16 protein-coding genes, 15 tRNA genes, 1 rRNA gene, 1 pseudogene and 2 riboswitches (1 of these 35 running past the window's edge) are annotated in these 26,667 nt (G+C 49.0%); all 33 genes and pseudogenes read left to right on the plus strand.

The genetic code is table 11. The features are described 5' to 3' along the window. Positions 1-2,506, plus strand: a 23S ribosomal RNA gene (locus tag ACKKE8_RS03470) (it extends 423 nt beyond the left edge of the window). Between the two features lie 53 nt (positions 2,507-2,559). Further along, positions 2,560-2,635: transfer RNA gene (locus tag ACKKE8_RS03475), tRNA-Asn, on the plus strand. A 7-nt stretch (positions 2,636-2,642) separates the two neighbouring features. Further along, a tRNA-Ser gene (locus tag ACKKE8_RS03480) sits at positions 2,643-2,733 on the plus strand. A gap of 24 nt (positions 2,734-2,757) precedes the next feature. Further along, a tRNA-Met gene (locus ACKKE8_RS03485) sits at positions 2,758-2,834 on the plus strand. 8 nt (positions 2,835-2,842) lie between these two features. Continuing rightward, a tRNA-Leu gene (locus ACKKE8_RS03490) sits at positions 2,843-2,927 on the plus strand. A 14-nt stretch (positions 2,928-2,941) separates the two neighbouring features. After that, positions 2,942-3,015 (plus strand) — tRNA-Glu (locus ACKKE8_RS03495). Positions 3,016-3,048: 33 nt separating this feature from the next. Next, positions 3,049-3,124: transfer RNA gene (locus ACKKE8_RS03500), tRNA-Val, on the plus strand. A gap of 57 nt (positions 3,125-3,181) precedes the next feature. Continuing rightward, positions 3,182-3,258, plus strand: a tRNA-Met gene (locus tag ACKKE8_RS03505). Between the two features lie 5 nt (positions 3,259-3,263). Beyond that, positions 3,264-3,340: transfer RNA gene (locus tag ACKKE8_RS03510), tRNA-Asp, on the plus strand. A 35-nt stretch (positions 3,341-3,375) separates the two neighbouring features. Then, a tRNA-Phe gene (locus ACKKE8_RS03515) sits at positions 3,376-3,451 on the plus strand. 18 nt (positions 3,452-3,469) lie between these two features. After that, positions 3,470-3,545, plus strand: a tRNA-Thr gene (locus tag ACKKE8_RS03520). A gap of 4 nt (positions 3,546-3,549) precedes the next feature. Then, positions 3,550-3,624, plus strand: a tRNA-Gln gene (locus ACKKE8_RS03525). Between the two features lie 5 nt (positions 3,625-3,629). Further along, positions 3,630-3,705 (plus strand) — tRNA-Lys (locus ACKKE8_RS03530). 68 nt (positions 3,706-3,773) lie between these two features. Continuing rightward, positions 3,774-3,855: transfer RNA gene (locus ACKKE8_RS03535), tRNA-Leu, on the plus strand. Positions 3,856-3,906: 51 nt separating this feature from the next. Beyond that, a tRNA-Gly gene (locus ACKKE8_RS03540) sits at positions 3,907-3,982 on the plus strand. 7 nt (positions 3,983-3,989) lie between these two features. Continuing rightward, positions 3,990-4,066: transfer RNA gene (locus ACKKE8_RS03545), tRNA-Arg, on the plus strand. A gap of 195 nt (positions 4,067-4,261) precedes the next feature. Then, positions 4,262-5,215 carry an AAA family ATPase gene (locus tag ACKKE8_RS03550; protein WP_409176936.1) on the plus strand — a complete coding sequence of 318 codons (954 nt, stop codon included), beginning with the start codon at positions 4,262-4,264 and terminating at the stop codon, positions 5,213-5,215. 14 nt (positions 5,216-5,229) lie between these two features. Then, complete coding sequence (locus ACKKE8_RS03555) at positions 5,230-6,435, plus strand: DUF58 domain-containing protein (RefSeq protein WP_409176937.1); 1,206 nt, start codon at positions 5,230-5,232, stop codon at positions 6,433-6,435. Positions 6,436-6,439: 4 nt separating this feature from the next. Then, the gene (locus tag ACKKE8_RS03560; RefSeq protein WP_409176938.1) at positions 6,440-8,674 is read left to right on the plus strand and encodes a DUF3488 and DUF4129 domain-containing transglutaminase family protein; all 2,235 of its coding nucleotides are present in this window, start codon (positions 6,440-6,442) and stop codon (positions 8,672-8,674) included. A 20-nt stretch (positions 8,675-8,694) separates the two neighbouring features. After that, a riboswitch (purine riboswitch) is annotated at positions 8,695-8,797 on the plus strand. Between the two features lie 159 nt (positions 8,798-8,956). Beyond that, positions 8,957-10,495 (plus strand): glutamine-hydrolyzing GMP synthase, encoded by a 1,539-nt coding sequence (gene guaA, locus ACKKE8_RS03565; protein ID WP_409179064.1) that lies wholly within the window; start codon positions 8,957-8,959, stop codon positions 10,493-10,495. Between the two features lie 280 nt (positions 10,496-10,775). Next, a riboswitch (purine riboswitch) is annotated at positions 10,776-10,877 on the plus strand. Between the two features lie 196 nt (positions 10,878-11,073). Beyond that, a complete protein-coding gene (locus ACKKE8_RS03570) occupies positions 11,074-12,450 on the plus strand; it encodes an NCS2 family permease (RefSeq protein WP_409176939.1) in 1,377 nt (458 codons plus the stop codon). Between the two features lie 292 nt (positions 12,451-12,742). Next, on the plus strand, positions 12,743-14,044 hold the full coding sequence (locus tag ACKKE8_RS03575; RefSeq protein WP_409176940.1) for a histidine--tRNA ligase: 1,302 nt from the start codon (positions 12,743-12,745) through the stop codon (positions 14,042-14,044). Positions 14,045-14,103: 59 nt separating this feature from the next. Then, positions 14,104-15,600, plus strand: a complete 1,497-nt coding sequence (locus tag ACKKE8_RS03580) for a M1 family metallopeptidase (protein ID WP_409176941.1) — start codon at positions 14,104-14,106, stop codon at positions 15,598-15,600. Between the two features lie 19 nt (positions 15,601-15,619). Next, positions 15,620-17,158: a M1 family metallopeptidase gene (locus ACKKE8_RS03585; protein WP_409176942.1), complete on the plus strand. Its 1,539-nt coding sequence runs from the start codon at positions 15,620-15,622 to the stop codon at positions 17,156-17,158. Positions 17,159-17,339: 181 nt separating this feature from the next. Then, a complete protein-coding gene (gene purE, locus ACKKE8_RS03590) occupies positions 17,340-17,828 on the plus strand; it encodes a 5-(carboxyamino)imidazole ribonucleotide mutase (protein WP_012684280.1) in 489 nt (162 codons plus the stop codon). Beyond that, entirely contained in the window at positions 17,825-18,988 is a 1,164-nt protein-coding gene (purK, locus tag ACKKE8_RS03595) for a 5-(carboxyamino)imidazole ribonucleotide synthase (RefSeq protein WP_409176943.1), read from the plus strand. Before purE ends, purK begins: the two co-directional genes overlap by 4 nt. After that, complete coding sequence (gene purB / locus ACKKE8_RS03600; protein WP_106842108.1) at positions 18,985-20,280, plus strand: adenylosuccinate lyase; 1,296 nt, start codon at positions 18,985-18,987, stop codon at positions 20,278-20,280. The genes purK and purB overlap by 4 nt, the downstream gene beginning before the upstream one ends. A gap of 247 nt (positions 20,281-20,527) precedes the next feature. Beyond that, positions 20,528-20,915, plus strand: a pseudogene (locus tag ACKKE8_RS03605) (GNAT family N-acetyltransferase). A gap of 242 nt (positions 20,916-21,157) precedes the next feature. Beyond that, positions 21,158-21,673 carry a sigma-70 family RNA polymerase sigma factor gene (locus ACKKE8_RS03610; RefSeq protein WP_409176944.1) on the plus strand — a complete coding sequence of 172 codons (516 nt, stop codon included), beginning with the start codon at positions 21,158-21,160 and terminating at the stop codon, positions 21,671-21,673. 560 nt (positions 21,674-22,233) lie between these two features. Beyond that, positions 22,234-22,932, plus strand: coding sequence for a response regulator transcription factor (locus ACKKE8_RS03615; RefSeq protein WP_409176945.1), 699 nt, complete (start codon positions 22,234-22,236; stop codon positions 22,930-22,932). Further along, a complete protein-coding gene (locus tag ACKKE8_RS03620; RefSeq protein WP_409176946.1) occupies positions 22,929-23,945 on the plus strand; it encodes a sensor histidine kinase in 1,017 nt (338 codons plus the stop codon). The genes ACKKE8_RS03615 and ACKKE8_RS03620 overlap by 4 nt, the downstream gene beginning before the upstream one ends. A 67-nt stretch (positions 23,946-24,012) precedes the next feature. Continuing rightward, positions 24,013-24,783 carry an ABC transporter ATP-binding protein gene (locus ACKKE8_RS03625; RefSeq protein WP_007729857.1) on the plus strand — a complete coding sequence of 257 codons (771 nt, stop codon included), beginning with the start codon at positions 24,013-24,015 and terminating at the stop codon, positions 24,781-24,783. Continuing rightward, entirely contained in the window at positions 24,758-26,644 is a 1,887-nt protein-coding gene (locus ACKKE8_RS03630; RefSeq protein ID WP_409176947.1) for an FtsX-like permease family protein, read from the plus strand. Before ACKKE8_RS03625 ends, ACKKE8_RS03630 begins: the two co-directional genes overlap by 26 nt. The last annotated feature ends 23 nt before the right edge of the window (positions 26,645-26,667 follow it).

A 26,667-nucleotide genomic window follows, 5' to 3' on the forward strand; every position in this document is an offset into this window, starting at 1 on the left:
CGGGACACGTGAAATCCCGTGTGAATCTGGCAGGACCATCTGCTAAGGCTAAATACTACCTAGCGACCGATAGTGAACCAGTACCGTGAGGGAAAGGTGAAAAGCACCCCGGGAGGGGAGTGAAATAGTACCTGAAACCGTGTGCTTACAAATAGTCGGAGCCCGTTAAAAGGGTGACGGCGTGCCTTTTGTAGAATGAACCGGCGAGTTACGGTAGCGTGCGAGGTTAAGTTGAAGAGACGGAGCCGCAGCGAAAGCGAGTCTGAATAGGGCGATAGTACGCTGCCGTAGACCCGAAACCGTGTGATCTAGCCATGTCCAGGGTGAAGGTAGGGTAACACCTACTGGAGGCCCGAACCCACGCACGTTGAAAAGTGCGGGGATGAGGTGTGGCTAGCGGTGAAATTCCAATCGAACTCGGAGATAGCTGGTTCTCCCCGAAATAGCTTTAGGGCTAGCCTCGGAATTTAGAGTCTTGGAGGTAGAGCACTGATTGGACTAGGGGCCCTCATCGGGTTACCGAATTCAGTCAAACTCCGAATGCCAATGACTTATGTCCGGGAGTCAGACGGTGAGTGCTAAGATCCATCGTCAAAAGGGAAACAGCCCAGACCATCAGCTAAGGTCCCCAAGTATACGTTAAGTGGGAAACGATGTGGAGTTGCCCAGACAACCAGGATGTTGGCTTAGAAGCAGCCACCATTTAAAGAGTGCGTAATAGCTCACTGGTCGAGTGACTCTGCGCGGAAAATGTAACGGGGCTAAACGTATCACCGAAGCTATGGCAGTCCTTACGGACTGGGTAGGGGAGCGTTCCAAGCAGCAGTGAAGCCGTACTGGAAAGAGCGGTGGAGCGCTTGGAAGTGAGAATGCCGGTGTAAGTAGCGAAAAGACAAGTGAGAATCTTGTCCACCGAAAGCCTAAGGTTTCCTGGGGAAGGCTCGTCCTCCCAGGGTTAGTCGGGACCTAAGCTGAGGCCGAAAGGCGTAGGCGATGGACAACAGGTTGATATTCCTGTACCACCTCTGTTCCGCTTGAGCAATGGCGTGACGCAGGAGGATAGGGTGAGCGGCCTATTGGATGGCCGTCCAAGCAGTAAGTGTGGTGTGTAGGCAAATCCGCACACCGTTAAGCATGAGCTGTGATGGCGAGGGAAATATAAGTACCGAAGTCCCTGATTTCACACTGCCAAGAAAAGCGTCTAGCGAGGAACAAGGTGCCCGTACCGCAAACCGACACAGGTAGGCGAGGAGAGAATCCTAAGGTGCGCGGGATAACTCTTGCTAAGGAACTCGGCAAAATGGCCCCGTAACTTCGGGAGAAGGGGCGCCTCGGTAGGGTTAATAGCCCGAGGGGGCCGCAGTGAAAAGGCCCAAGCGACTGTTTAGCAAAAACACAGGTCTCTGCGAAGCCGCAAGGCGAAGTATAGGGGCTGACGCCTGCCCGGTGCTGGAAGGTTAAGGGGATGAGTTAGCGCAAGCGAAGCTTTGAACCGAAGCCCCAGTAAACGGCGGCCGTAACTATAACGGTCCTAAGGTAGCGAAATTCCTTGTCGGGTAAGTTCCGACCCGCACGAAAGGCGTAACGACTTGGGCGCTGTCTCGGCAAGAGACCCGGTGAAATCATAATACCTGTGAAGATGCAGGTTACCCGCGACAAGACGGAAAGACCCCATGGAGCTTTACTGTAGCCTGGTATTGGAACTTTGTGCATCATGTACAGGATAGGTGGGAAGCTGAGAAGCAGGGGCGCCAGCCTCTGTGGAGCTGTCGGTGGGATACCACCCTTGATGTACGGAGTTTCTAACTCGTCGCCCTTATCGGGCGAGAGGACCATGCCAGGTGGGCAGTTTGACTGGGGCGGTCGCCTCCTAAAAGGTAACGGAGGCGCCCAAAGGTTCCCTCAGAATGGTCGGAAATCATTCGTAGAGTGTAAAGGCAGAAGGGAGCTTGACTGCGAGACCTACAAGTCGAGCAGGGACGAAAGTCGGGCTTAGTGATCCGGTGGTTCCGCATGGAAGGGCCATCGCTCAACGGATAAAAGCTACCCTGGGGATAACAGGCTTATCTCCCCCAAGAGTCCACATCGACGGGGAGGTTTGGCACCTCGATGTCGGCTCATCGCATCCTGGGGCTGAAGTAGGTCCCAAGGGTTGGGCTGTTCGCCCATTAAAGCGGTACGCGAGCTGGGTTCAGAACGTCGTGAGACAGTTCGGTCCCTATCTGTCGCGGGCGTAGGAAGTTTGAGGAGAGCTGTCCTTAGTACGAGAGGACCGGGATGGACGCACCGCTGGTGCACCAGTTGTCACGCCAGTGGCACAGCTGGGTAGCTATGTGCGGACGGGATAAGCGCTGAAAGCATCTAAGCGTGAAGCCCCCTCCAAGATGAGACTTCCCACAGCGCAAGCTGGTAAGACCCCTCATAGACGATGAGGTTGATAGGTTCGGTGTGGAAGCGTGGTAACACGTGGAGCTGACGAATACTAATCGGTCGAGGACTTATCCACACATTCTTAGCAATCATGCGTATTCAGTTTTGAAGGAATAAATCCTTCAACGTTCCTCGGTAGCTCAGTTGGTAGAGCAATCGGCTGTTAACCGATCGGTCGGCGGTTCGAGTCCGTCCCGAGGAGCCATATATACGGAGAGTTACCCAAGAGGCCGAAGGGGACGGTTTGCTAAACCGTTAGTATGCGCAAGCGTAGCGAGGGTTCGAATCCCTCACTCTCCGCCATATGTTTTAATCTCATAGCTTCATGGCGGTGTAGCTCAGCTGGTTAGAGCGTTCGGTTCATACCCGAAAGGTCGGGGGTTCGATTCCCTCCGCCGCTACCATATTAGTTGCGGTCGTGGTGGAATTGGCAGACACACCATCTTGAGGGGGTGGCGGGGCGACCCGTGCGAGTTCGAGTCTCGCCGACCGCACCATAATTCATAATCCTGGCCCGTTGGTGAAGCGGTTTAACACAGCAGCCTTTCACGCTGTCATTCAGGGGTTCGAATCCCCTACGGGTCACCTAGCAAAATGCCCTGCAAACGCAGGGATCCTGGAGGCTTAGCTCAGCTGGGAGAGCATCTGCCTTACAAGCAGAGGGTCGGCGGTTCGATCCCGTCAGCCTCCACCATTTATATCAAAGGGCAAGGAAGGTCAGTCAACACTGACACTCGATAGTCCTAATCGTCGCGGGATGGAGCAGCTCGGTAGCTCGTCGGGCTCATAACCCGAAGGTCGCAGGTTCAAATCCTGCTCCCGCAACCAAATATGGAGCTGTGGTGAAGTTGGAGTTCACGCCGGTCTGTCACACCGGAGGTCGCGGGTTCGAGTCCCGTCAGCTCCGCCATTTTTTTAAAGAATGGCGAAGATTAATCATAAAATGGCTCGGTAGCTCAGTCGGTAGAGCAGAGGACTGAAAATCCTCGTGTCGGCGGTTCGATTCCGTCCCGAGCCACCACTAATTAAATTTAACAGCGCCGGTATAGCTCAATTGGTAGAGCACCTGACTTGTAATCAGGGGGTTGTGGGTTCAAGTCCTATTGCCGGCACCACCATTGGGGTATAGCCAAGCGGTAAGGCAACGGACTTTGACTCCGTCATTCCTAGGTTCAAATCCTAGTACCCCAGCCATTTGCGAGCCATTAGCTCAGTTGGTAGAGCATCTGACTTTTAATCAGAGGGTCGAAGGTTCGAGTCCTTCATGGCTCACCAGTTTTTTTAGCTGAACAAGCAAAGCTGCGTGATAGTAACAGTAATGCCTTTTCTGTTCTAAGTAAAATGCGGGTGTGGCGGAATGGCAGACGCACCAGATTTAGGTTCTGGCGGGCAACCGTGGGGGTTCAAGTCCCTTCACCCGCACCATACTATGACAGAAAGCTTTGTCCTCAGTACAAACCACATAAGATGTAACATGCGGACGTAGCTCAATTGGTAGAGCGTCGCCTTGCCAAGGCGAAGGTCGAGGGTTCGAGACCCTTCGTCCGCTCCATTTATTTGTGCCCTTAGCTCAGCTGGATAGAGCGTTTGACTACGAATCAAAAGGTCGGGAGTTCGAATCTCTCAGGGCACGCCATATTTCATATGAAACCGAAGAGTAGGAATAGATCCTACTCTTTTTTTTATAATGACTTGTGTATTTTTGCAAATTTTAAGCATTTTTCCCTTGTATCTCCTATTTGCATCCATTACTTTAGAATTACACTGAAAGCATGAGGAACAGCTGTTACAAACCTGCGGAAGAATATCATGGAACAGGAGTTGTATCAACATGAACCCTATCAAATTGGAACAAGTAAATCCTGCAATAACCAGTTTAATCGATAATATAGAGAAAGTATTGATTGGTAAACGCTCTGTGATTGAGCTGATGGTAGCGGCTATTCTAGCGAATGGTCACGTTTTGCTTGAAGATGTACCAGGCGTTGGGAAGACCATGATGGTACGGGCTTTGTCGAAATCAATCAGCGGTGAGTTTAAACGTATTCAATTTACCCCAGATTTGTTGCCAACGGATGTGACAGGGGTTGCTATCTTTAATCAAAAAAGTCTGGAATTTGAGTTCCGTCAAGGGCCGATTTTTGCAAATGTCATTCTTGCAGACGAAATCAACCGGACTTCGCCAAAAACACAATCTGCACTCTTGGAAGCAATGGAAGAGCGCTCGGTAACAATCGATGGTGCTACGTATCGATTGGTAGAGCCGTTTTTTGTGATGGCTACACAAAACCCATTAGAGTATGAAGGGACCTTCCCATTACCTGAAGCTCAATTGGACCGATTTTTCATGCAATTAAGCTTGGGGTATCCAACGGTAGAGGAAGAAATGCGGATGTTGTCCAGATTCTCGGCAGCGAATCCATTGGAAGAGCTTCAGCCGGTTATGACCACCGCCGAGCTTGCGGTACTTCAACGCCAGGTATCGACGATCAAGGTATCGGAAGGAATAAAAGAATACATCGTACGTCTATGTCATCGTACGCGTGAGCATCATCATATTTATCTAGGTGTGAGCCCACGCGGTTCCCTTGCTCTTTTCCGGGCTGTTCAGGCATTGGCCTTCGTTCGTGGACGTGACTATGTCATTCCAGATGACGTGAAGGAACTAGTTCCAGTAGTGTTTGCACACCGTATGATTGTGAAACCAGAAGCAAGACTGGAAGGAGCAACCGTAGATCGGGTGTTGGCTATGATCTTGTCTGAGACCCGTGTCCCGGTAAGCTAAGGCGGTGATTGCAGATGAGACAGCAAAGGTGGGGTAGGCTTAAGGCGATTGCATTAGTCCTGATCACTTATGTATTCGCAAAATTTCAAGGTGGCTTCTCGAGCTGGTTTCTTTTCTATAGTAGTTTGGTGTTTCTCCTGTATGAAATTGTCGCTTATGTACTCATGTTCACGAAGCTAGAAGTCGAGCGTGAACTAGATCGCAATCGTCTACAGGATGGGGAAGATGTCATTGTAACGATACGTCTGCGCCGGAGGATTTGGTTTCCGCTGGGATGGAATATGATTATGGAGCCATTGCCGGCGAGGTTGGCTGGCGTGTACGAGCCCCATCGACAACTGATATTCCCGTGGTTCAAAAGGGAAGTCGAGTTTCGTTATGTCATACCCAATGTACCGCGTGGATATTATCGTCTCGATGAATGTGTAGTGAGCGGCGGGGATTTTTTTGGATTTTTTGAGCGCCGTAAGGTCTATTCGATTTCTCAGGAGTTTCTCGTTTATCCAAAATACAAAGAATTGACTCATTGGGCCCTGGGTGACGGCAGCTTCAGTGGGACGGTGCATGTTTCACACCGACGCTCTGATGACGTAGCAGCAGTACGCGGCGTAAGAGACTATCATCGGGGCGATCGGTTAAGCCAAATTCATTGGCGAGCTTCCGCACGGGGGACGGGTCTGAAGACGAAGGAGTTTGAGCATCAGGCGATGAATCAGGCTGTCTTTTTCCTTGATGTAGAGAAGGCGAGTTACCAAGGGAAGCCTGTGCACTTGTTCGAAACAGCAGTGAAGCTAGCCGCGAGTCTGATCGCTTACGCCAATCGGAATCAATACCATTATGGGCTCGTGTACAAACAAACAGAACGCATATCGATACCACCAGGTCTGTCCCATGCTCATTTCCTCAGAGTTTTTGATCAATTAGCTCGTGTCGCGCCAGAAGGACAAGAGTTATTTGCAAAAATTGTGGGAAGAGAAGCATTGGAACAGCCTCAAGGTGTCACTTTGATTATTATTACACCGCATGTAGAAAAAACGCTGATCAGTCGTTTAATCACACTGGCTCAAAAAGGCAGACGGGTGCAGTTGTTTCTCATGCAGAACGAGTCAACGATTTCGCATGAACAAAAGCAAGCGTTGCATCTGCTTGGCGCAAACAAAGTAACATGTACGTCTATTCACATGGATGATCAAGAGTGGAAACGGATTGGAGGTGCATAGACTCATGAGCGTTTGGAAGCGTCCAACGATTTGGGAATGGGTCTTGGCCCTTTTTCTGTTCCTGATGCTAAGAGAGTGGCTAATTCCTCTACAGACATTAACCGATACGGGTGTTCTGTGGCCGTTTTATGCGATTGTGGCTGGAGTCATTATTATTGACCTTTTGATCCCTTATCGGTGGCTAACCTTGCCGATCAAGGCTCTGGGGCTAATGGTGCTTTTGCATGCTACTTTATTTGACAAACCGTTTTTTGACACGGAATGGATTGGCGAATTGTACGGGCAGATGATTCACGATCTTCCGTTAGCGTTCCAACAGGATTGGGCCAGCATGTCGATCTTGTCGCGGAATACCATGTTTGATCTCGTTTTGGTGTTGTTAGCAACGATGTTAACGTATCTCGTGCTGGAACAACGGCAAGGCTTATGGTTTGTCTTTTTAACGGAACTGTATTTGGCTGTGTTGGATACGTTTCTCCCGTATGATGCCAGTTTAGGGGTTGTACGGACGCTGATCATTGGTTTCCTGATGCTGGCCATTAGCCATCTGATGAAGATGACGAACATGGCAACACTCGCAGGGAAGAGAAGCCGAATCATGCTCAACTCACTGCTGGCTTCGGTGATGGTCATTATGGCTTGTATAGGTATCGGTTATGCTGCACCGAAGACAGGACCGTCATGGCCTGATCCGATCGCCTTTTTAACAGGGAAAGGAAACGATACCCCTGTTGGTGTGATGAAAAAAGTAGGATACGACAACAACGACGAACGGTTGGGCGGTCCTTTCATGCAAGATAACACATTAGTGTTTATTGCAAAGACGAACGAGCGCAGCTATTGGCGCGGTGACTCGAAGGACGTGTATACGGGAGTTGGATGGGAAAAAGGCGATAGAGAGTATGAGTCAATCCTGGACCCGCAAACCTATACATGGGAGAATACGTTGTTCCAAGGGCTTGAAACGAAGAAGGTACAAGCTACATTAGAATTTAAAGGCCCGCAGCAATTCCCGACTGTCTTTTATCAAGGTCAGCTGAAAAAGGTGAGCAATTACGCTCCACCAGAGGCAACCGTTGTTTATGACAAAATGAATCAGCAGCTCGAGGTACGGGCAGGAAAAATCAACTTGGTTCAGCTTAGTGAGAAAAACGGTCGTCCAGAGTATGGCCCCAATCCACTTTTGCTCAAACTGAATCAATACAAGGTCGAGACAGAAGTACCGATTGTCAGTGAAAAGGCCGTGACGAATGCAGGGACGAACTATCCGGATGATATCAAAGAGCGCTATTTGCAAGTGCCAGCTTCGGTGCCTCCGCGAGTAAGAGAGCTTGCTGCAACGATTACCAAGGATGCCAAGACTCCTTACGACAAAGTGAGGGCGATCGAGAATTACTTGCGCTCAAGTGGAAAATATAAGTATGAAACGAAAGACGTTCCAGTCGCTGCAGAAGGTCAGGATTTTGTCGATCACTTCTTGTTTGACAGCCTTCGAGGGTACTGTGACCATTTCTCCACTTCGATGGCGGTTATGCTTCGTACTCTGGATATCCCAACACGTTGGGTCAAGGGCTTTGCTCCAGGTGAACGAGTGGGAACGGATGCGTTTAACTACGAGACTGTAGAAGTGCGTAACAAGGATGCTCACTCGTGGGTAGAGGTATACTTCCCGGGGGTTGGTTGGGTTCCTTTTGAAGCGACGAGTACATTCATGTCACCTGTTCGTTTTAATTATGATCTGGTCACCTCACAGCCGCAGGTCCCCGTTCCATTGCCAAACATGGAGAATCAAACGAACATCGATCGTGGAGATGGACGTTTCAATGAGCTGGAAGAGGGCGACAGCCCAGCAGGCAGCTGGATTAAAATTCCGTGGCAACTAAACGCGGGATTGGCTGTAGCCGCTATCGTGGCAGGAATTATTGCGTGGCGTCGCAGACAAGACATCCAGCTATGGTGGATGCGCAGGCAACTGAATCAAGAGCGAAGCAGTGAGTTCCCGGATCGGTACCATCTGCTGATGCGAATGATGGAGCGAGTCTACACGCGCAGACAGCCAGGAGAAACGTTGCGGGAGTACGTGGGCAGGATGACCCTGCCGGCAGACAAGCGACAAGACCTGCGCTATTTGACGGAGCTGTACGAACGTACCGTGTATGGCTACAAAGAAATGGAACAAAAGGCGAGAACAATAGCAGAGCAAATACTCGATCGGTTAATCCGTCAATTGAAGCCTTGAACAATGCCGTTCCATCTGCTAGAATGACGATCAATGAGACTCGTATAATGATCAGGAATAGGGCCTGAAAGTTTCTACCGCTAGACCGTAAATTTGGCGACTACGAGGAGAGCACATCGGATTTTTGTACATGCAAACCGCACATGTGTACACAAGCTGGGACGTTGCCTCCGTATTGTTTATCGGAGAAAAGCAGTCCCGGCTTTTTTGCAAATATGCGACAACTTCGCATGGCATGCCGACACTTGCACGTCCTGTATGTTACAGGAGAAGGGGGATATGATGGACAAGTCAATGGAAATGGTCGTCGTACTCGATTTCGGAGGCCAGTACAATCAGTTGATCGCGCGCCGTGTACGCGATCTGGGTGTTTATAGTGAACTAATAGCGTTCAATACACCTGTTGAAAAGATTAAAGAGATGAATCCAAAAGGGATTATTTTCTCTGGCGGACCTGCTAGCGTGTACGAAGAGGGAGCACCAACTGTAGATCCTGCGATTTTTGATCTGGGCTTGCCTGTATTGGGTATTTGCTACGGTATGCAGTTGATGAGCCATTTGACGGGCGGAAAAGTAGAACGTGCGGGTAAACGCGAGTACGGAAAAGCTGAATTGCGTATGCAGCAAAAACACAGCTTGTACGACAAATGGGATACGAACGAAATCGTGTGGATGAGCCACTCTGACAAAGTAGTGGAGCTCCCAACCGGATTTGTCATTGATGCGGTAAGCGACAGCTGCCCGGTAGCTGCGATCAGCAACCCTGAGCGCCAGCTGTACGGTGTACAGTTCCATCCAGAAGTAGTTCATACCGTAAAAGGTACGGAGTTTATCGGAAACTTCCTGTTCAACATTTGTGGATGTGAAGCGAATTGGAGCATGACGACGTTTATCGAGGACGAGCTGGTTCGCATTCGTGAAACAGTCGGCAACAAGCAAGTACTGTGTGCGTTGAGCGGTGGTGTGGATTCTTCCGTAGTAGCAGCGCTGATTCACAGAGCGATTGGCGATCAATTGACGTGCATGTTCGTAGACCACGGTCTTCTGCGCCAAGGGGAAGCAGAAGGGGTAATGGAGACATTCGGTGAGAAATTCTCCATGAAAGTGATCAAGATCGATGCTCGCGAGCGTTTCATGAGCAAGCTCAAAGGTGTATCTGACCCAGAGCAAAAGCGCAAAATCATCGGTAACGAGTTCATTTATGTATTCGATGAAGAAGCGGCGAAGCTGACAGATATGGACTTCTTGGCACAAGGTACGCTGTACACCGATATTGTTGAGAGTGGAACAGCAACTGCACAAACGATCAAATCGCACCACAACGTAGGCGGTTTGCCAGAAGATATGAAGTTCACGTTGATTGAACCATTGAAAACATTGTTCAAAGACGAAGTACGCAAACTGGGTAAAGAGCTGGGCTTGCCAGATGAGATTGTTTGGCGTCAGCCATTCCCAGGACCAGGCCTCGGCATTCGTGTTTTGGGTGAAGTTACGGAAGAAAAACTGAAGATCGTTCGTGAATCCGATGCGATCTTGCGTGAGGAGATTGCCAAGGCAGGTCTCGATCGGGAAATCTGGCAGTACTTCACGGCTTTGCCAAACATGACGACCGTAGGCGTAATGGGAGATGTTCGTACGTATTCTTACACAGTAGGGATTCGTGCGGTAACATCCATTGATGGTATGACTGCTGACTGGGCACGCATTCCGTGGGATGTATTGGAGAAAATCTCTGTGCGTATCGTGAATGAAGTAGACAATGTAAACCGCATTGTGTATGATGTAACGTCCAAACCACCAGCAACAATTGAGTGGGAATAGGAGCAAAAAATTACTCTCTTTTATTTGCGTGATTTGCGAATAAAAGAGAGTTTTTTTATGACCAAGAATTATCTCGTTCCTGCTCCGCTATTATTCGCTCCCAAGCCTCCATATAGCTCATTTTGTACCACCCTAAAAGAGATTGTTAAGATCTGGAGGAATCAATGCAAGTATAACATAGGCCTTCTTAGAGAATATCCGGATATTAAACTCCTTCCAAAAATGAACGTTCGTATTTTCATTGACATTCCCTATGTCACCTGATACACTTCTCAATGTGAGCAGGTAATATAGGAAGGTTCGTATATTCTTGAGGATATGGCTCGAGAGTTTCTACATGGTCGCCGTTAACGACCTGGCTACGAACAAAATGTCATCGGGATCTGATTTTGTTATTATATTTGGAATTATTCCCGGAGTGTTTTGTTTGAAGGCCAGGCGCATGATAAGAGCGTTCGGGCCTTTTTTTTGTGAAAATCGTCTCGACGTTTTTCATTAAATAAGATGTGACCGTTTACGGTCGGCAAAAAACAGTTAGACTGTTTTTTGCAACAAGATTAGTATGGGGGGACTTATAGGTGCGGAAGTATTTCGAGTTTGACAAGCTAGGCACCAATTACCGTCGCGAAATCATCGCGGGTATCACTACTTTTTTGGCAATGGCATATATTTTAGCTGTCAATCCATTCATTCTCAGTGGTGCAGATCTGCCGCCAGATTTAAAGGCGAACTACCCTGAATTTGGGGCTGTCTTTACAGCAACGGCTTTGGCTGCTGCTCTCGGTACACTGTTAATGGGTATTCTCGGACGTTTGCCGATCGGTCAAGCTCCGGGTATGGGATTGAACGCATTTTTCACTTATACCGTCGTTCTGACGATGCAAATTCCTTGGCAACAGGCTTTGGCTGGCGTATTCCTTTCTTGTACGATCTTTTTGATTCTGTCCCTGACAGGTGTTCGTGAAGCGATCATCAAAGCGATTCCACAAAGCTTGAAGTACGCCGTTTCGGCAGGGATTGGTCTTTTTATCGCGTTTATCGGTTTGAAAAACGCGGGTATCATCGTAGCAAATGATGCCACCTTCGTAGCACTGGGACATCTGACTTTCTATCACGAGGGCATGAAGCCGGAAGAAATTTTGGCAGCGAAAAATGCATTGCTTGCTGTGTTTGGTCTGATCGTGACGGTCATTCTGCTTTCTCGCAAAATCAATGCGGGTATCTTTATCGGAATGTTGATTACGGCGATTACCGGGATGTTTTTCGGACTGGTGAATCTGCCTGAGCAAGTCGTTTCTGCACCACCGAGCCTTGCACCTACATTCGGTGCTGCGTTCCAATATCTGGGTGATCCATCCGCATTGTTCACCATGAATATGCTGATTGTTGTTTTGACGTTCTTGTTTGTAGACTTTTTCGATGCGACGGGTACGCTCTTGGGTGTAGCGAACCAAGCGGGATTGCTTCGCGAAGACGGCAATTTGCCACGTCCAGGAAAAGCACTCGCTTCCGATGCGATTGCAGGTATGGCAGGTGCGGTACTCGGTACATCTACCACTACAGCTTATGTTGAATCGACAGCAGGGGTAGCGGCCGGCGGACGTTCTGGATTTACAGCAGTTGTCACAGGGATTATGTTCCTTCTGGCGTTGTTCTTCTCGCCGATTCTCGCAATTGTGACACCAGCGGTTACGGCACCAGCGCTCATTATCGTCGGTGTTCTGATGGCTTCTCACATTGCAAAAGTGGCTTGGGATGACCTGGATGAAGCGTTCCCTGCATTCCTGACGATTTTGTTGATGCCGTTGACTTACAGTATTGCAACAGGTATTGCGACGGGCTTCATCGTTTATCCAGTGATGAAGGTCATGAAGGGCAAGGCTCGCGAAGTGCATCCGGCGATGTATGTGCTGTTCTTCGTCTTCCTGGCGTACTTCATCTGGTTGCGCGAATAGAATTTTATGGGAATCAGGCTCTTCGTCTACTGGACGGGGAGCTTTTTTTGCGCTATGATAGGAAAAATCTTTTTTTGGAAGGATGGACCGATAACCATGACAGGTCTATACATGTTCCTTCAACAGCATCACCACACGTAGAGCGTTTGTATCTTCGGAAATTTTTCCGCAGGTGCAAGCGCTTCTTGTGCTTCGTGCCTGCGGTGGTGTATTTAGGAAGCCATGCGGGCAGGAAGTTGCCTTGCATGGCTTTTTTGGTGTTCTCTATCTGAAAAAAGAAAGGGTGTTTCTCATGGAAAACGAAGTATTAAAAACGGTAAAAGGGACAAAAGATTTCATGCCGCAGGAGCAAATGCAACGAAACTGGATACGACGGAGGCTCGAAGCGGTATTCGAGACATACGGCTGCAAGCCGCTGGAGACGCCTATGCTACAGCACTACGAATTGCTGGCATCCAAGTACGGCGGCGGGGATGAAATCTTGAAGGAAGTGTATCGCTTAAGCGACCAAGGAGATAGAGAGCTTGGGCTACGCTATGATTTGACCGTACCGTTGACAAAGGTAGTGGGCATGAATCCTGAAATGCGGATGCCGTTCAAGCGGTATGAGATCGGAAAAGTATTTCGGGACGGTCCAGTAAAAACCGGGCGCTTGCGCGAATTTATTCAATGCGATGTCGATATCGTGGGAACGACATCGGTGCTGGCTGAAGCAGAATTGCTCAGTATGGCGTTTGAGGCATTCAAGCGGCTGGGGCTCGACGTGTACATTGAGGTCAACAATCGCAAGCTGTTATCGGGGGTGCTTCAGGAGCTGGGAGTTCCCTCAGAGCGGGCCGGGGATGTCATGCTGTCGCTGGATAAGCTCGAGAAAATCGGCGTGGACGGAGTGCGTGATGATTTGCGGGAGCGAAACGTCGAGGAGCCACTCGTTTTGGCGATTACGTCTTTCCTGCAAGAAGGTGTGATTACCCTGGATCTGTTGGCAGAGCGCTTTGCATCCCCGCTTGTTCAGGAAGGGATTCGGGAGCTGCGGGACATGCTTGCCTATGTAAAAGGAGCGGGTGTGGGTGGAGAGCTTCGTTTCTCGCCATTTTTGGCAAGAGGCTTAGGGATCTACACGGGGATTGTGTATGAGATCTTTTTGCAGGATGGAAGTATTACGTCCAGTATCGGCAGTGGGGGACGTTACGATCAGATTATTGGTCGGCTTTTGGATGATGGAAGAGAGTATCCCGCTGTAGGGATTTCGTTTGGATTGGATGTCATTCTTGCAGCGTTGGCAAATCGCAACACGGAAGAGCAGAAGGCTGCCGATGTATTCGTCATTCCCCTTGGGACAGAAGCATCCAGTCTTGGCCTTGCCAATCGATTGCGCGAGAGCGGTATCGGAGTCGAGCTGGAGCTGACTGGTAGACGACTGAAAAAAGCACTCGATTATGCAAACAAAGAAGGCTTTGCTTTTGCCTTGATCTATGGGGAAAACGAAGTGAACAGTGGGCAGGTCGTCGTCCGAGATATGCGAGAGGGAACGGAACAGCCGGTTTCTTTGGAGTTGGTTGAAAAGTGGCTGTCCGACAAGCTATCAGGGTAAAGAGGAAAGATAGTCTTTTTCTTCCATTTTTTGTACAGTAGAGAAAAGGGGGAGATGGCGTGAAGAAATGGGTCTCAATGGTCGGTTGTAGCTTATTGTTTTTGACGTGGATGTTGCCTGTAAATGCTGAGGAGGGTACTGCGCCTAAGCGTAAACCACTCTATCAGGCTGATGTGCGAATTGATCCAATCAAGAAAGAAGTAGCAGGAACCGTAACGATTACCTTTTGGCCAAAAGATCCTGCTCGTGCCTATCTCCATCTTTACCCGAATGTATTTACAGAAGAGCATCAAGGCATGCTATGGGAGGAACTTTTAGGCAATGGCCCAACACTTGGCTCATACACTAATAAAAAGCTCCTGGTCGATGGTGAAGCGGTTGTCGGCAAACAGACAAAAGACCTGAACATCCTCGAAGTGCCTCTAGAAGGAGGGACGGGCCTGCGAAAGATTGTGTTGGAGTTCGAGATGACTCTTCCGCAAAACGACGGCAGGATGTCGTACGATGACCAATCGATCTGGCTGGGGAACTGGCTCCCGGTTCTCGCGGTTTACGACAAGGAAGGCTGGCATCTCGATCCATACGAGCCTGTCGGTGATCCATTTTACAGTGAGAACGCAGATTATGAGGTGAACGTGACGCTGCCAAAAGACTATCAACTGGCGAGCACAGCGCCAGACAGCGCTGCGAAGCACGTTTCTGCTCGTGAGGGAGAAAAGACGATACAGCTGGGTGCAGAAAATGTGAGGGATTTTGCCCTAGTCGTTTTGGATGCCTCCTATCAGCGAATGGAAACGAAAGTGGGCGAAACAGTCGTCCGAACATGGTGGCGGAAAACAGATGATCCGGCAACTGCTGAGCAGATTCATGAAGCAGCAGCGAAGTCTCTCGCCTATTTCCATCATCAATTAGGTGCCTATCCATATACCGAATACGATGTGGTAAGGACTGGTGGCGCGATTAATGGAATGGAGTACCCAGCATTGGTCTTTCTCGACGGACGTCATTTCTTTTCTGGGGAAGAAACAGGTATCGTCACGGTTGTTCATGAGACGGCACACCAGTGGTTTTACGGTTTGCTCGGAAATAATCAGGTAAAGGAAGCATGGTTGGATGAGGGATTTACGGAGTACGTGACGCTCTCGTATTTATCCCAGCAAGACGAGATGTTGGGAGCAGAACGGGTGCGCAGAAGACTGGAGCAAGGCACCTCTGTTCAGTATTACGTGGCAGAGGAGCTGCGTCCTTGGCAATCACTGTCTGCATTTCCTGATAATCAGAGTTATAGCGATCTCGTCTATTCCCGTCCGTCCTCGATGCTGTGGCTATTGCAGGGAGCATGGGGGGAAGAAAGGGTACATGACGTTTTGAAGCAGTATGTCGAGAAGTACCGTTATCAGGTTGTGACCGGAAAGGAATGGGAAGCTTTTTTATCCAAGACAGCAGGAGAAGATGCGAGTGCTTTCTTGGGTTATTGGTTGAAAGTAGACATGTCCCAGCAGGAACAGGCAGCAGCTTGGCTGGAGCGCCAACGTCTCAAGCATCAGAAGAAGTAATCGAAGGCAGGGGATCACGATGTGGCGGAAGCATTGGGTGGTCATCGTGGCAGTAGGAGTCGTTTTGACTGTATTCTTGACCGTCCGTCCTTGGACAGGGCAGGCTGGTTTAGATGCTCGGGAGATTGTGGCGATGGATCACAGGCAGGCCGCAGTCACTTACAAGGCCGACGTACAAATCGATATGAACAAGCACGTGGTGAAAGGCATGCTGACGGCTCGTTTTGTCCCACAAGATGACCAAGCTTTTTTTCATTTATATCCCAATGCTTTTTCTGCAAATGCTGCTCTCAGTGGTGAAAACTGGGAGGTTGTGCTGGGCAAACAGCGTGAGCCTGGTGGTATCAAGATAAGCGAAGTACGGGTAAACGGAAAAAGTGTCGGCGTACAGTATGCGGGGGTGACCAATACGCTTTTACAAGTGCCGCTTCCTGCAAGAACATCGTCTGCTGAGACGGTGGTCGATATGAATTTTCAGCTCGAGGTTCCTTATAATAATGGGCGAATGTCTTACCATGATCATGCAATGTGGCTGGGCAACTGGCTGCCGATCCTGGCGGTGAAGGATGCAGGAGGCTGGCGGATCGATCCTTATTCCGCGATTGGCGATCCTTTTTACTCGGATGTGGCGAATTATCATTTGCGTGTGCAGTTATCAGAGGGGTACCAGCTTGCTACGAGTGGATTGGAGAGCGTGGCTGTCATCACCGAGACGAGACCACAACGGCTAAAAATCTATGAGGTGGACGCATGGAACGTTCGTGATTTTGCCCTTGTCGTCATGGACGATACGTACCAGCCCATATCTGGCAAGGTCGGGGAAACCATCGTACGTACGTGGGTGCAGAAAAGTGATGACCCGAAAAACGTAGAACGAATACATGAGACTGCCAGGGAGTCTCTCGACTATTACGGAAAACAGTTCGGAGTGTATCCGTATAAGGAATACGATGTTGTCAAAACAGGCGGCTTCTTTGGCGGAATGGAATATCCGAGCCTCGTCTTTATTGCCCAGGAGTATTTTGACCGTAGCGATGCCATGGGGGAAGCGGTCGTAGCGCATGAAACGGCACATCAGTGGTTTTACGGGTTGGTCGGAAACGACGAGGTGCGAGAGGCTTGGCTGGATGAGGGACTGACGGATTATGCGACAATGGTATTTTTGCAGCAAAAGTCCCCCGCACGTTCACAAGCGTATATTCAGATGCGGCTGGGCCAAGCACGTGCAGCGGAAGGATATGCGAACCAAGGAGTCACTGCGAAGTCGTCCGTGACGGCTTTTCCAGACTGGAGGAGCTACAATGACCTCGTCTACGGTCGAGCAGGTGCCATGTGGTGGAACTTGAAAGAAGAATGGGGAGTCGAACGACTGCATCAGGTGTTGCGTCAATATGTACGAGATCATCAATACAAACAGGCAAACGGGGAGCAAATCACAGCGCTATTGACTGCAGCTGCCGGGGAGGATGCCAGTCCCTATTTGGATTATTGGCTTCAGGTCGAGCTACAGAAAGCCGTAGCGGCAAACAATTGGGTAGAAAAAGGCAAACACGAATAATTTTTGATTACTCATTTTAAAATGTTCGGAAACGAGGTTGACAGGCAAACTTTCTCCCTGCTACACTGAATACGTTGAGTGAAAACGAGTTCGAATAGCCCAGGCGATGAGAGCGGCGCGCAAAGCCGTAAGTCGGTTGGGTTTTCTTCTGATGTTACAAAACGTAGGGGGCGAATGGTTTATGCTACAGCCTTTGGTAGGAGTCATTATGGGCAGTACGTCAGACTGGGAAACAATGAAGGAAGCTTGCGCAATCTTGGACGAATTGCAGGTACCGTATGAAAAGAAGGTCGTGTCTGCACACAGAACGCCAGACTTGATGTTTACGTATGCCGAGACTGCTAAAAGCCGCGGCTTGGAAGTCATTATTGCGGGTGCGGGCGGGGCAGCTCATTTGCCAGGAATGGTAGCTGCTAAGACAGAGCTGCCTGTCATTGGTGTACCGGTGAAATCATCCAACTTGAATGGTCTCGACTCGCTTTTGTCGATTGTGCAAATGCCAGGGGGCGTGCCTGTGGCGACGGTTGCGATCGGAAAAGCTGGAGCCATCAATGCAGGGTTATTGGCTGCACAAATTTTGGGGATCAAATATCCAGACGTACAAGAGCGGTTCGTGCAAAGACGTGATGATGTACGCAATAAGGTGCTGGAGGCTAGTGAACTCGAATGACAACCAGAGACTGTAAGCAAATCAAACCAGGATCGACCCTAGGAATACTCGGTGGAGGACAGCTGGGACGGATGATTGCTCTTGCGGGACGAGCTATGGGCTACCGCTTTGTCACAATGGACCCGACAGCAGACGCACCATGCGGCCAAACGGCTGATCGGCAAATTGTTGCCAGCTACGATGATGTAGAAGCAGCGATGCAGCTTGCCTCAGTCAGTGATGTCATCTCCTATGAATTTGAAAATGTCGATGCGCAGGTTGCTGAAGTGTTGGAGAGCCGCGCTTATGTACCACAGGGGAGCCGTCTTTTGCGCATCACCCAGAATCGGATTCGGGAAAAGACCGCCATTCGCGAAATCGGCATTCCTGTTGCTCCGTTTTGTGTCGTGAATAGCTTGGCGGATTTGCAGGACGCCGTGCGGGAACTGGGACTGCCAGCTGTAATGAAGACGGCAACAGGTGGGTATGACGGTAAAGGACAATGGGTATTGAGAAGCGAGGCTGAGCTGGCGGAGGCTTATGAAACGCTGTCCAAAGCAGGTACAGAGCTGATCGTGGAACAATTTGTACCATTCCAAATGGAGTTGTCTGTTATTGCTGCACGCAATCCTGCGGGAGAATTGGCTGTTTTTCCTGTGTCAGAAAATATTCATCAGGAAAACATCCTGCACCTGAGCATTGTTCCAGCTCGTATTTCGGCTGAAGTAGCAGCCCGAGCGGAAGAAATTGCTCGCACGATTGTAGAAAAGCTGGATGTGGTCGGACTCATTGCAGTTGAGCTGTTTTTGACAGAAGATGGTCAGCTTTATGTGAATGAATTGGCGCCTCGACCGCATAACTCCGGGCATTTTACCATGGATGCTTGTGTGACCTCGCAGTTTGAGCAGCATGTTCGGGCGGTTTGCAATCTGCCTTTGGGATCTACAGAGTTGCTCTCGAGCGTCGTGATGGTTAATATTTTGGGAGAGCATCTACAGCCTGTCATCGATCAGATCGACAAGCTGCCGCGCACAGCCAAGCTCCATTTGTACGGAAAAGCAGAGAGCAAGGCTAAGCGAAAAATGGGGCATATCAATGTGCTCGCCCCTACTGTAGAAGAAGCGCTCACCCTGATTGATGAGCTGAAAATCTGGACGAATACATCGGAGGTATTATCATGATCGAACGTTATTCCCGACCGGAAATGCGCGCCATTTGGACGGAAGAAAACAAATTCAAAGCGTGGCTGGAAGTAGAAATTCTCGCGTGTGAAGCATGGTCCAAGCTGGGCGTCATTCCTGAGGAAGACGTGAAAAAGCTGTGGGATAAAGCCACTTTTGATATGAACAGAATCTATGAGATTGAAGAAGAGACACGCCATGATGTGGTGGCGTTTACTCGCGCGGTATCGGAGACCTTGGGCGAGGAAAAGAAGTGGGTGCATTACGGACTGACTTCTACGGATGTAGTGGATACTGCTCTGTCTTACCTGCTGCGTCAGGCGAACGAGATTTTGGAGGGTGATATCCAAGACTTCATCGAGATTTTGGCAGACAAAGCCCGTGAGCACAAGGATACGGTTTGCATGGGCAGAACGCATGGCGTACATGCGGAGCCTACGACTTTTGGCTTGAAGCTGGCCCTGTGGCATGAAGAAATGAAGCGCAACCTGGCGCGTTTTCAGGCTGCGAAAAAAGAGGTGGCGTACGGCAAAATCTCAGGCGCAGTTGGAACATATGCAAACATCGATCCGTTCGTGGAAGCGTACGTGTGCGAGAAGCTGGGACTGTCGGCAGCGCCTATCTCGACCCAAACGTTGCAGCGTGATCGCCACGCCGAATACATGGCAACATTGGCACTGATCGCAACTTCTTTGGAGAAATTCGCGACAGAAATTCGCGGTCTGCAAAAGAGCGAAATGCGCGAGGTGGAAGAAGCATTTGCCAAAGGTCAAAAGGGTTCTTCCGCAATGCCACACAAGCGCAACCCAATCGGCAGCGAAAATATTTGCGGTCTGGCTCGTGTCATCCGTGGACACATGCTCACTTCCTATGAAAATGTTTCCCTCTGGCATGAGCGGGATATTTCCCACTCCTCTGCGGAGCGCGTGATTTTGCCAGATGCGACGCAAGCGTTGAACTACATGCTGCGCCGTTTCATGAACATCGTGAAAAACTTGACGGTGTTCCCTGAGAACATGAAGCGCAATATGGATCGTACCTTTGGGTTGATCTACTCGCAGCAAGTCATGCTCAAGCTGATCGAAAAAGGCATGAGCCGCGAGCAAGCTTATGACACGGTACAGCCTCGTGCGATGCAGGCGTGGGAAGAGCAACGCTCCTTCCGTGCAATTGTCGAGGAGGATGCGACGGTCAGCTCCACACTGTCCAAGGAAGAGCTGGATGAGTGCTTTGACTACCGCTACCACTTGAAGCATGTGGATACGATCTTCCAACGTCTTGGTTTGATTTAAATGCAAGTGCCCTCGAATTTTTCGGGGGCGCTTTTTTTATAAAGTAGCTTTAGTGGGGGGAGAAGCTTTTTTTAAAAGCTTGAAAGTGAATTCAAGAATGTGAAATTGATACTACTTGTTCTCAAATAATAAAGTTTTAGACTGAATAGAGTATCGTTAAGCTAACTGCCAGTGTTGCCTTCAATTGTCAATGTCGGTCAAGCGGTTACTATTATTGGAAACTCATTCCGATAGAAGGAGGACGCATATGAATCCACTACTACTCTCTTTTCCGGAACATTTAGAAACTCAGCGATTATTGATTAGAGCACCGCAATGGGGTGATGGTCAATTTGTAAATGAAGCCATACGTGAGAGTGTAAATGAAATGAGCCCCTGGCTTCCGTCGCACATCGCGTACTGGTGAGGGTCTAATGACAGAGGCAGTAAAAGGTATCGTTGCCTTTGCCATTTCTGAGTTGGAAGCTAACCGTCTTGAAATTCGCTGTGATACTCGGAATAACGCAAGTATAGCTGTAGCTAAGAAGGCGGGTTTTACGTTGGAGGGTACTTTACGCAATGTTAACCTAAATGACTCAGGAGAACTAACTGATACCCATATCTTTTCAATAGCAAAAGGTTATGAATATCATTGATAACTGAGCTGAGCTAACGGATGAAGACAACTTAAAAAATTCCTTAAGAAATTTTTAAAGATTTCTTTTGAAAGTTGTAACCGAAATGAAACCATTTCCGTACCTACTTGTGCGAGCTTACAACGAGCCCATAAGTACCTTACAAAAGTGTAAGCTTCCTGAAATATAACTCGATGGTTCCTGCTTCGTTTCGACCGTACAATGAAATCAATTCATACGGATCACGAAACGGGAGATCGATTATGACGACAGCAATCATGTATCCAAAATTAAGTCATCAACAAATTTACGAAGATTACTCTGCTAAAATATATCGCTATTTCCGCTACCGGGTAAAAAACGTCTGGGATGTGGAAGACCTGACAACGACTGTGTTTATTAAGGTGTACTCCAAGCTTGAGCAGTACGATGGCCGCCATCCTTTTGGCGCCTGGATTTTCCGAATTGCGCACAACGCTTTGATTGACTACATGCGCAAGAAGCGGGAGAGTCCGGTAGATCAGGACACATTTAGCAATATGGTCGCAACAGATAAGCTGCCGGAGGAGTGCCTTCTGAATCAGGAGACAACCGAGGGCTTGTGGGATAAGGTGCACACGCTGACAAAGGATCAGCGTAATGTGATTGCCCTGCGCTATCTCGGAGATTTGCGAATGAATGAGATCGCTGAAATCTTGGGTAAGACAGAGGCTTCGGTGAAAATCCTGCACTTCCGTGGGATCAAGAAATTGCAGTCATTGATGACAGAACAAGCATAAGGGGGGACAACAGTCCTTCCTTTTTTTACTATGTGGCTGTAGTGGAGAGAAGAATATTTCCAGACTAGGCTCCAGGCTCCGTCCTGCTGGGGGCTAAGACACTCGGTAGGACTCCACAAGTCGCTACGTCTGGAAATATTCTTCTCTGTCGTTACTGATGAGGTCGTTACATTCTATTAAGGCTTTTAATAAACCGTTTAACACTGACAGCTCGTAGAGGAAACAGGAGAAATAAGCGAAGATCTTAGGGACACCGACCGAGACGGAATGCAAAAAGCGAAACACGCTCTTAAGCGTCCACCTCTGAAAAACTTCCTGAATGGACAACTTTGGACGCGGTTTCGCTTTTTGCATGGAGTCGTGCAGTCAATCCCGCAGGGGGTGGCCCTAGAAGCTGAGCGTTTTCTCCTGTTTCCTCCCCTCCACAACAGCAACGTACAAGCCGTTTTTTCATTCAAATTCTCAGTACAAGAAACGTCAAAGGCTTGGCGTAGTCTAGTTTTCTAATGGTATAGTAAAGAATAAAATGGAGGAGACTCAAGACGAGAGGAGTATGTGTGATGTCCACAATTATGATTGTAGAAGACGACCCGAAAATCAACCAGCTGCTGCAAGAGCAACTGGAAAAATACGGATTTCAAACAGTCAATGTTGAACATTTCGATAGAGTCATGGAGGTATTTACCCAAGGGCGCCCTGATCTGGTTCTGTTGGATGTGAATCTACCGAAATTTGACGGATTTTATTGGTGCCGGCAAATGCGCCAGGAGTCCAACTGCCCGATCCTGTTCATCTCTGCACGAGAAAGTAAAATGGACCAGGTGATGGCCTTGGAAAATGGGGCCGATGACTATATCACAAAGCCGTTCGACTACGACGTGGTTTTGGCCAAAATCCGTAGCCAGCTACGCCGGGCTTATGGACAATATGCTCCGCAAGAAGGGGAGCGTACGGTTGAAGTGGCGGGGCTCAAGCTGTTTTTGGAGCGAATGGAGCTGTCTATGCACGATACCAAAATCGAGCTGAGCAAAAAGGAAGCGTTACTGCTCGAAGCCTTGATGAATCAACATCCGCGCGTCGTCAGCCGTGAGCGTTTGCTAGAAAAGCTGTGGGATGAACAGTTTGTCGATGAAAACACGCTGAATGTCTACATCACACGCGTGCGCGGCAAGCTGAAGGACTTAGGCTTGGAGGGAGCTGTCGAGACTGTTCGCGGTTCCGGTTATCGCTTGCGTGCGACTTGGGAGGAAGGGCAATGAAGCTGTTCCTTCGAGATCAATGGCCATTCGCAGCGTTTTTTCTCGTCCAATTGATCTTATTGATTATGATTTTTGCGATGGATGGGTACTGGAATGAGTCATTGATGATCTACGTCATGTTTTTATCTGTTTTTTTCGCGGGGGCTTTTCTCGCTATCCGTTATTTGTCTCACCGCACAATCTATCAGCGACTGAGCAAGCCGGTAGAGACATTAGAGGAACTGACCCAGACATACGGGAATTCACCGTTGTGCCGCGCAATGGATGAAATTAGTCAGGAACAATACCGACTCTACAAAGAACAGCTTCATGCCTATGAAAACAAGCAACGGGACCATACGACGTTTATTCAGCAGTGGGTTCATCAGATGAAGACGCCGATTTCGGTTATTCATCTGTTGCTACAAAATGAAGACGATCCAACAGCTGAGAGCGTCCGTGAAGAAGTGGACCGGATCAAGCGTGGACTGGAAACCGTTTTGTACATAGCTCGCCTCGACCGATTTGAACAGGACTTCCTGATTGAGCCTGTAACTCTGCGTTCCTTGGTGCAGAATGTGTTGGCTGAAAACAAGCGGCTGTTTATTCGCAATCAGGTATATCCCGAGGTAAAAGTAGATGAAAACTGGCGGGTGGAATCGGACGATAAGTGGCTTGCTTTTGTCCTCAACCAATTGTTGACGAATGCCGTTCGTTATTCAGCAGGAAAAAGCAACAAGGTCACCATTCGTGCGTATGAACGCGGAGTACACGCTATACTGGAAGTGCAGGATTATGGAATCGGAATCCCAACCGAAGATATTCGTCGCGTGTTTAAGCCGTATTTTACGGGAGAAAACGGGCGCAAATACCCTGAGTCCACCGGGATGGGGCTGTACTTGGTGAAGGAAATTTGCGGGCGGCTCCATCATGGGGTGGAGATGGAATCAGAAGTGGGCGAGGGGACAACCGTACGTATCGTCTTGTCTGCCGTCGTACCAACCTTACAAGAAAGTAAGATAGCTGAAAGTTAATTCGATAGCTGGACTATGCGCACTTCCGTATAGTTGAATTTGGAAGTGCAAGAAAGGGGAATGGCGCATGGAAATGCTTGCTGTAAATAGCTTGAGTAAAATATACGGGGGCAAGGTAACCTACCGCGCGCTGACCGATATCGATTTTTCGATTCGCAAGGGCGAATTCGTCGGTATTATGGGCCCCTCAGGCAGTGGCAAGACTACGCTATTAAACATGATTTCCACCATTGATACACCAACCTCTGGTGCGGTTCTTTTGAACGGTACGAATCCGCATCATTTAAAAAAAGATAAACTCGCTCTGTTTCGTCGACGTGAGCTCGGTTTTGTATTTCAAGATTTCAATCTCTTGGACACGTTGACGATTGGGGAAAATATCGTGTTGCCGCTGACGCTGGACAATGAGAAAGTGTCGGTCATGGAAGAAAAGCTGCAAAGTGTTGCAGAGAAGCTAGGGATTCAGGACATTTTGGAAAAGCGGACCTTCGAGGTATCTGGGGGGCAACGCCAACGGACGGCAATTGCCAGGGCGATCATTCATTCCCCATCGCTTTTGCTCGCTGACGAGCCGACGGGAAATCTTGATTCCAAGTCTTCGCGCAATGTGATGGAGACGCTGGAAGCGATCAATAAGAGAGACAATACCACGATGATGATGGTGACGCACGATGCTTTGGCGGCCAGCTATTGCCATCGGGTGATTTTTATTAAAGACGGACAGCTCCATAACGAGATGTATCGTGGTGAGAGTCGACAGGTATTCTTCCAGAAAATTATTGACTCGTTGTCGTTTTTGGGAGGGAACACCTATGACCTTTCGACAATTCGCGTGTAATAACGTTGTACGAAATAAACGGATGTACGCTGCCTTTTTCATGAGTAGCGTTTTTTCTGTCTTAATCTTTTTCGTCTATGCGATGTTCATTTTTCATCCGGAAATTATCGGACAGGAGATTCATGAATCCGTTGCCACTGGGATGATGGCGGCTGAGTACGTCATTTTTCTATTCTCCTTCTTTTTTCTCTTTTATTGTGTCGGAGCTTTCCTGAAAAAGAGGGAGAAGGAGTTCGGCATCCTTTTTATCCAGGGCATGACACCGTTGCAGCGGAATACGCTGATTTTTATGGAAAATATGTTGATCGGCATTGTCTCGATTGCCATCGGGATTGGGCTCGGGCTGGTTCTCGCCAAGCTGTTTTTCCAATTCGCCGGATTTTTGCTGGATGTAAAAGCACTCGGGTTTTACTTCCCGTGGAAAGCGATCGGTTTGACAGTGGTGGCGTTTCTCATCTTGTATGCAGCCATTTCGCTGTTTACCGTCCTCGTGCTGCGAAGCCGTAGTCTGTTGGATCTGTTGCAAGGAAGCGGTCGGCCTAAGCGTGAGCCGAGGGCATCGTTAGTGCTGTCTCTGGTCGCTGTAGCTTTGTTGGGAATGAGCTATGCCTTAGCCCTCACGGCTGACGGCGTGAATGTGCTCGTGCTGATGCTTCCGGTCATTGCGCTGACGACTGTAGGTACGTATCTGTTGTTTACTCAGCTGAGCGTCATCTTCATCGATTTTCTGAAGAAGCGTCGCGTTTTCTATTGGAAAGGTACGAATCTCCTGACGCTCTCAGATCTGGCCTATCGGATGAAGGATAATGCACGGATGTTCTTTTTGGTGAGCATCGTCTCTACCGTTGCTTTTTGTGCGATTGGCACGCTGGCAGCGTTGGCTGGGTCGATTCAGATCACGGTGATGAAAACACATCCGTTTGCGTTTGAATACCAGTCCAAACAAAGCGATGCGGAGAGAGTAAAGCATCTGTCGTTAATCGAAACGAGCTTGCAGCAAAGTGGCTTTTCCTTCGAAAAATATCAAGTGGCTATGCGAGTTTTGCCAGAATTGGTTCAGGAGGAAAGGGTCGGAGTAGTCAAGCTGTCTGACTACAACCGGCTGGCGGTAGCGTCCAATTCGACTGTACTCGAAATGACGAATAAAGAGGCCTTCGTACTGCTCAATTGGATTGGTGATTCGGTAGCGAGCAAAACGCTGCAAGTGGGGAACGCACAGCTTGCAGTCAAAACAGATACGAATATGACGCCGTTGATCAGAGGGATTGAATTTGAGCGATTGGTTGTCGTACCGAATCAGGTGTATGACCTGCTTCCGCAAATGAAGGAAGAACAGCGCTTTGTATACGAGGTGCCGAGATGGAAGGAAACGCAGGAGCTTAGTCTCAAGCTTCAGGAAGATATCAGTCATGTCGAAGAAAATTATTTGTTTTCAGCTCGTGCGCCCTACTACCACTCCATGAAACAAATGGCGAACATGGGGCTCTTTATCGGGTTGTTTGTGGGCGTGTTGTTCTTTGTGGCCGCAGCAAGCTTTCTCTATTTCCGTCTGTACACAGATCTGGAATACGACAAGCGGCATTACGGATCGCTTTCCAAGATTGGACTCACGGATGCGGAGTTGACACGGATCGTCACGACTCAGGTTGCCCTGTTGTTCTTCGTGCCGATTGTGGTGGCCATTATTCACAGCATGGTGGCGTTCGTTTCCCTGCAAAGCTTGTTGAAGCTGATTCTTGTCGCGTCTGTGGTCAAACCGACCGCGATTGTCCTATGCAGCTTCGTCGTTGTTCAAGGTGTGTATTTCTGGATCATTCGAAACCGTTACTTGTTCCATTTAAAGCAATCGATGAACCGCTAGTGACTTTTCCATCATGTCCAGAT

Origin of the sequence: Brevibacillus fortis (assembly GCF_046196545.1) — a bacterium.
In the GTDB taxonomy this organism is placed as follows: domain Bacteria; phylum Bacillota; class Bacilli; order Brevibacillales; family Brevibacillaceae; genus Brevibacillus; species Brevibacillus fortis_A.

Bases quoted from the DNA above. Each gene is read 5' to 3' on its own strand.
- ACKKE8_RS03560 (WP_409176938.1), top strand. From the start codon at position 6,440: ATGAGCGTTTGGAAGCGTCCAACGATTTGGGAATGGGTCTTGGCCCTT.
- ACKKE8_RS03550 (WP_409176936.1), top strand. From the start codon at position 4,262: ATGAACCCTATCAAATTGGAACAAGTAAATCCTGCAATAACCAGTTTA.
- purB (WP_106842108.1), top strand. From the start codon at position 18,985: ATGATCGAACGTTATTCCCGACCGGAAATGCGCGCCATTTGGACGGAA.
- ACKKE8_RS03575 (WP_409176940.1), top strand. From the start codon at position 12,743: ATGGAAAACGAAGTATTAAAAACGGTAAAAGGGACAAAAGATTTCATG.
- ACKKE8_RS03615 (WP_409176945.1), top strand. From the start codon at position 22,234: ATGTCCACAATTATGATTGTAGAAGACGACCCGAAAATCAACCAGCTG.
- ACKKE8_RS03625 (WP_007729857.1), top strand. From the start codon at position 24,013: ATGGAAATGCTTGCTGTAAATAGCTTGAGTAAAATATACGGGGGCAAG.
- ACKKE8_RS03630 (WP_409176947.1), top strand. From the start codon at position 24,758: ATGACCTTTCGACAATTCGCGTGTAATAACGTTGTACGAAATAAACGG.
- ACKKE8_RS03610 (WP_409176944.1), top strand. From the start codon at position 21,158: ATGACGACAGCAATCATGTATCCAAAATTAAGTCATCAACAAATTTAC.
- ACKKE8_RS03585 (WP_409176942.1), top strand. From the start codon at position 15,620: ATGTGGCGGAAGCATTGGGTGGTCATCGTGGCAGTAGGAGTCGTTTTG.
- ACKKE8_RS03555 (WP_409176937.1), top strand. From the start codon at position 5,230: ATGAGACAGCAAAGGTGGGGTAGGCTTAAGGCGATTGCATTAGTCCTG.
- guaA (WP_409179064.1), top strand. From the start codon at position 8,957: ATGGACAAGTCAATGGAAATGGTCGTCGTACTCGATTTCGGAGGCCAG.
- ACKKE8_RS03620 (WP_409176946.1), top strand. From the start codon at position 22,929: ATGAAGCTGTTCCTTCGAGATCAATGGCCATTCGCAGCGTTTTTTCTC.
- purK (WP_409176943.1), top strand. From the start codon at position 17,825: ATGACAACCAGAGACTGTAAGCAAATCAAACCAGGATCGACCCTAGGA.
- purE (WP_012684280.1), top strand. From the start codon at position 17,340: ATGCTACAGCCTTTGGTAGGAGTCATTATGGGCAGTACGTCAGACTGG.